This is a genomic window from Pseudoalteromonas sp. TP27 (assembly GCF_056470645.1).
Genome location: NZ_JARDAK010000043.1, coordinates 1 through 6208, shown reverse-complemented (window position 1 = coordinate 6208; position 6208 = coordinate 1). Strand labels below are relative to the sequence as shown.

Annotated in this window: 3 protein-coding genes; all 3 read left to right on the top strand. The window is 39.5% G+C overall.

Features of this window, described 5'->3' with window-relative positions:
- Window positions 1-316, top strand: a 316-nt coding sequence (locus PX700_RS21335) for an IS30 family transposase (protein ID WP_479521882.1), incomplete at its 5' end; no start/stop codon positions are given.
- 6 nt (window positions 317-322) lie between these two features.
- Window positions 323-622, top strand: a complete 300-nt coding sequence (locus tag PX700_RS21330) for a hypothetical protein (RefSeq protein WP_446701209.1) — start codon at window positions 323-325, stop codon at window positions 620-622.
- A 252-nt stretch (window positions 623-874) separates the two neighbouring features.
- A complete protein-coding gene (locus PX700_RS21325; RefSeq protein ID WP_446701282.1) occupies window positions 875-6010 on the top strand; it encodes an anthrax toxin-like adenylyl cyclase domain-containing protein in 5136 nt (1711 codons plus the stop codon).
- The last annotated feature ends 198 nt before the right edge of the window (window positions 6011-6208 follow it).

The window sequence follows — 6208 nt, the reverse complement described above, 5'->3', positions numbered from 1 at the left end:
CTTTAAAGAGCTTTGCAAAACAATCACATTTGACAATGGCGGAGAGTTTGCGGGTCATGCTAAGATAGCTAAGCATCTGAACTGTGACATTTATTTTGCTAAACCTTACCATTCCTGGCAGCGAGGTTTGAATGAAAATACCAATGGTTTACTAAGACGTTTTTTCCCGAAGGGAATGGCCATTGGAAAACTTACTGCAAAAGAGGTTAAACAGGCAGAGTTTTTGATTAATTCTCGACCTAGAAAGGCATTAGATTTTCTGAGTCCGAGCGAGTTTTTAAATGCTAAGCGTGTGTCGGTTATTGTTACGATCTAGCAAATAGTGATTGATGGCAACAAAAGTAATCATGCAGCGATTGATGCCATGAACGTACAGCTTTGGTTAACGGGCTTCTTTATGTTATCACTAATAGAGATAATCGACATCAAATACTTGAATAACATAGTGGAGCAAAATCACCGTTGGGTGAAGCAGAAAACACGCCAAGCGCTAGGTTGGAAATCAGTAGAGGGGGCTAAGGCGAGTTTGCATGGAAAAGAAATGTGGACGATGTTGAAACGAGACCAAATAGAAATCGAAGGTGATACTGCCTTTGAGCGATTCTATGCGCTCGCAGGATAATTGTATCTGGAGGATAGGTCTGTCGCGTTTTTAATTATATTTGCAACAGAACCAATTTTTTGCAACAACCCCGTTCAGTGAATTAGAGTGATAATTGATATTATCGGGAAAACTATTTTTGAGATTAGTGTTTCTTGATGGATTTATAGTTCTATATTTTAAGAAGTAGAGAGGCATTTAATGACCCTTTATGTTGATGATTATTTAAAACCACCTTATTTAAAATAAGGTGTAACGTATGGCTGTTTTTTTATGAAAAAAGAAAAAATATTTAAGTATAGCGCCTTATTTTTAGCTATGCTGCCTGCGGTATCGCTGCTACCTAGCGCCGCACTTGCTGCTGTAGATGTAAATTATTATGCAAAAAATATATATAACCAAGACACGAAGAACTATGCGTGTCAAGTTTCTTTAGGTGCTGAGGATAAATCTGGGTATAAATTATCAGATGGTTCGATTGTTAATGTCGAAGTATTGCGTTTCAATCAGGAAGCTGAAAACCCATATATTGCGCATGAGGTATTCTTCGGCGTACTAAAAGAGCAAAGTGGACGCCTAAGTCTTACACGCGATGCAATGATTCACGGTGATCAGGATCCAAACGCAACATGTGTCGTGACAAATGTAGGTTTCTCAGGGATGGTTCGAAGTGAGCTGACGAACATATCCGACGATTTTCAATCAGGCATCTCTGTATATGAAGAGCAGCCTATAAAAGCCGGACCAATATCAAGTTTAACAACACTCGCTGACATTTTGAGCGTTCCATTCATTATGAGCTTGAAGGAAGATACTAGCCCAGAGTTGGTGGATATGCTGCCATTAACGGTGGGCGATGGTGATGCTCGCCTGAAAAATACAAGTAACGTTGAAAACTATGCAATCTTCTTCAAAGAGGTAATGTCTGGAAAGACGGGAGTTAAGGGGGCGTTCAAAAACGGATTATCTCGCAATTTTCTTGAAGAAAAAACGAACGATAAGATCGAAATCTTTCTTGCTAAAAGTATAATCGAGCCTGCCGTCGCTCATGGGTTGGTTTCTCCCAATGTTAATAAAACTCAACTAGCCGTACTATTACGCAAAACGATCCTCGCGGAATTAGAACAAGACTCTTATTTTGAATATGGTAGCGAGCAGAATGTTCAGGCGACTCTCGCGTTTCAATATTCTTCAGCTATCTCCTCTAATATGCAGTTGATCGAGGACGACGCTCAGCTTTCTAATGCACTTATCGCTGAATGGAATAAGATTGAAAGAAGCTATGATGAAATGTCTAAAGCGGCTTTGGATATCGGTTTTCCTCTTATTTATGCAAAGAAAGATTTAGAAGGTAAACAAGTATCGATTAGATCGTTAGAAGAGAATGGTATGTATGTCTCTCATGCACTTGATGCAACAATGGGAGACGAGTACTATGTAAACCCTTTTGAGCCCATTTCGGCTTCAATTCCAGAAGGGTGGTCAATAGCGATTTCAGATTACTACTCACTAGTGGGGCAAGGAAAAAAAATAATCAAAGGGCCTTTCCGCGGAAATTTGCCTATGTTCTTAGATAGTGACTTCTCTATAAAGCCTTTATCGCTCGTAGCAATACCTCCATTTGACTTCGTTCCTCAAAACGAAAGTTTGGATAGTGAAATGAATATACATCCCTCTGATGCGTATATGCATATGCAATTGGCTATGTACTACCCAGATTTAGATGGTGTTGATCTTGCGCGAGAAGTCTTTTCTAGTAATAACTCTGATGTAAGCATTGATATTGAAGCGGGCACTATAAACCATCTGAGTGCTCAAGGTGGCTTTCTGGGCAAAAACTTCGTTCAAATCGCCAGTACCGTCTATCAAAAAGATGTGGATGACCTGGAAAATTGGGAAATATTAAGTGTAAAGGCTTCGCTTGATGCCGTGGGGATTGATACGACCTTTGCTTACGGTTCTCCAAACAATATCAAATCTAGTTTATTGCACCGACTCTCTTTGCAACTGACAGAAAATTCCTTGGAAGTTTTTATTGGTAGTGGCTTAGAGCCAGCTTTATTTGACGAATTAGAATTTCAAGGTTTAACACAGTTAGATGCTAAAAAAGCGTTTATTGAACTTGTCTATAATACCTTTACCAACTCAAATCTTGGGATGACATTCTCATCATCAATGAGCGAGGATGCAAGAAAGCAAGAGGTCTATGACTCGTTAATGTCTTGGCATAGCGGATATGAAGATCTTCAATCTGCACTAGTTGCAGTAGATTATGATTCAGAGGCGGGTCAACATATTTTTAATTACCCGCTTACGGATGAGCTTTATGCGAAGGGACGCTTATACAGGTACGGAGCTCAGCCTAGCGAGGTAGAAGAACTCTGGAAGCCATACTTGAAACATGGACGGCTTGATCTATTGCACATTCATGGATACAAAGTACAAGCATGGCTGGTAAACAAGGATAAGAATGAGCTTGGTTCACTAACGAATACAGTACAGCAGGAGTGGCATCGTAACTATAATGTTCTGTCCCAAAAGCTTGGACGTTTTTTAGGTGTGATGATTGATGCAAAAGCGAAGCTGACTGGTAAAAAAGCGTATACAACGCAGGTTGCATCGAGAGGCGATGCAAGGTTACATCATGGAATTAAATTATATAAAATTAAGCAAGAGTCCAATTTAATCGGCCAGAATACAACGATAAGTCATCCATCGATCAATAAATATGTGTTAACAAGTACTAGTCTTGGCTACACAGTACTATTGCCAAATTCAATTCCTGGCCTATTTGATACGGATAAAATATCGCTCAGAGACACTGAATTGGATTACTACGACTTGAAAGATGAGTCTCCTTTATTTGTGGAAATGAATCCAGACGTAGCTAATCAGTGTGTTTGGGAGAACTTCGAGTCAATGTATTATGCTTACAACTACTGTAAGTCAAAATATACCGAAACGGGTGCTAATAACGTTTCAGATGAAGATCTGATAGCCAGTTTGATCACTAAGTATCTCATTGATAATCGCGATCAACTCAAGACAGTAACAACAGATGCTGATTATATTAAAGGGGTATTGCAGGCAATTGTTCCAGTATGGGCTACCGTAGAAGATTTTGAAAAAGGAAATTACGGGATGGCTTCTCTGGGATTACTGTCAGATGTTGCCTTTTTCCTACCTATTGGTGAGGCGGTATTTAACTCTGTGAAATTAACGGGCAAGATCGCGTCAAACGCACTTCCGGGTAAGTTTAAAATTTCGAGTAGATTCAATAAGGTAAATATCGGAAATAATAAGCGTATTTCAGGTCAAGTTTTTGATATTGATGCTAAAGCGGCAAGAGGCGAAGCACGGAAAGCATGGTTGAATGTTCCTAAAACGATATTTAACGAAATGAACCTTATTCCGGTAGGCGACATTGTAAAAGGAGCGAAGTCAGCATCTTTAAAGATTAAGCAGCGTGTTAAAGGCGTAAAAATTGATAACAATGACCCTTATTCACCGAAGATTTATCAATCTAGAGACTTTAGGATTTCATCAAATAGCCGTCCCGACTTTGACCCAGATGCGATCGTTGGTATTCCGTCCAAAGACCGAGAAGCCTTTGCTAGCGTAGCAGATGCTGAAAATGTTATTATCGGTGTGCGCTTCGTTGACCCTAATAACCGTAGCTTATTAGAGTCAGGGTTATATAGCAGTAAGAGCTTGCTAATTAAATCGAAAAGTTCGGATTGGGGTCCTCATGCTGGTTTTATTCCTGTAAACCAGAAATATGCTAAAGCATCGGCTCAAAGCGATGTAAGCAAATATAACCATTACTCTGACAACGCTATTCAAAGTGGAGCCGCGCGACCTGTGCCTCTGTCAATTGATGACAAGCGCCTTAAAGAGCTGCAAAGTGGTGACAATCCGCTTATTCCCGAACTTGCCCAAGATCTAGACAGTGGTATGCTAATGGGGACGTCAAATGGTGTTGACTTCTATTATCAACAGAACGATGGCCTATGGAGTATTCTCGTTCAGGACGGAGCTAGTATTCCTATGCCACTGATGGTGATGGGGGACTATACAAGTCTTAAGCCAATGACAGCAGACTACGATCTATTCAGTGTTATGGCTCACATATCAAATTATGGTGTGTCTGATTTGGTTAAAGTTCCCGTGCCACATAGTAAATGGAAAGCGACTATTGAAAATCCAGAAGAATTAAGTCCAAAATTAAAAGAACTTTATGACAATGAAGACTTATATAATAAGGTGCACAATATGCACTTGGGGGCGATATCAGAACGTGTTAATAGTTTAAAAGACAAAGTTAATAATCGTCTTGGCCGTGGAAAAGGGATGGAGCTTATCCACCATGGTGCGGATGAATCTAACCCATTCCCTGACATTGAAGCAAATTTCCCAGCGACTTATTTTGTACCTCAACGATATTTGAATCATGATGCATTTGGTCCTGGTCAAGGTTCTCTAAGGGATTATTTCCAAGTCGATAATGCGGGTACTGTCATCTTAAAAGACGTAGATGATTTTGCCAACTTTCACCAGCTGATGACAAATGTACACTTTACAGGACCATTAAACTCTCTTTGGTCAGCAAATTATGCTCAGCTAGCACGCAAAAATCGTCTATCACACGCATACTTGAATGCTCGTGACCAAGTAGAAGCTTTGCTAACTCAAGGTATTGATGTAGCGAAGCTTAAATTATATGTACCAGATGTGTTTGATGAAATGCTCCCCCCGGGAAGGATTCCAACTCAAGCGATAGAACAGTTCAGAGTGTATTCTGAAGTGATTGATGTCGTTGAACATTCCAGCGGTATCCATAGAGCCACACTGAAAACTTATCTGGGAGGTGCTGGTTGGGTCAGCCGTCTGGCTCGTGTAGTTAGAATTGGATATTATTACTACTATGTGACCAAAGTTGGCAACGAATACTACCTTACAGACGAGGCGAGAGAGCAGAAGTTTCAGATTTTGAAGGATGAAGATGGATTCTGGGTAGCTGCAGACATTATTTTACCACCTGAAAGTGGAAATGAAGATACAGACTATCCATCTGTTGAATATTCATCAGATTGGGATACTACGAAAGATAATATTTTTCTAGATGATGGTACTAAAGCAAAAACGACAACTTCTGGAAGCAAAATTAAATTTGAGCTGAATAATGGTGGTACTTTTGAAATTATTGGCAAGAAATTGCCTGGAGGAGGGGTATTTGTGATTTCTAATAATGGACATAACATTGCTAATATTTCTACGCATAGCCATGCGATAAGTAACAAAGCTGTTTTTTATAGAGGCTCTGTACCTTTGAATCAAAATAACATGATAGAAATAGAATCAATGAGTAACGGCTTACTTGAAATAGACCATATCAAGTTTAAAAAATAGGCTCATTGTAGATTCGCGGGAATTTTAATTAAAATTAAGGTTATAGAGAGACTTAAAGGAAAATTACTTTTTACATAACACTCGAAGTAAGAACTGCAAAAGCCGCTAAAATTTAGCGGCTTTTTTTGTCGCTTGCGATCACGTTTTAATTCAAATATCGCTAAAATGAGTCATAACTTCATTGTCATGCGCCAATTG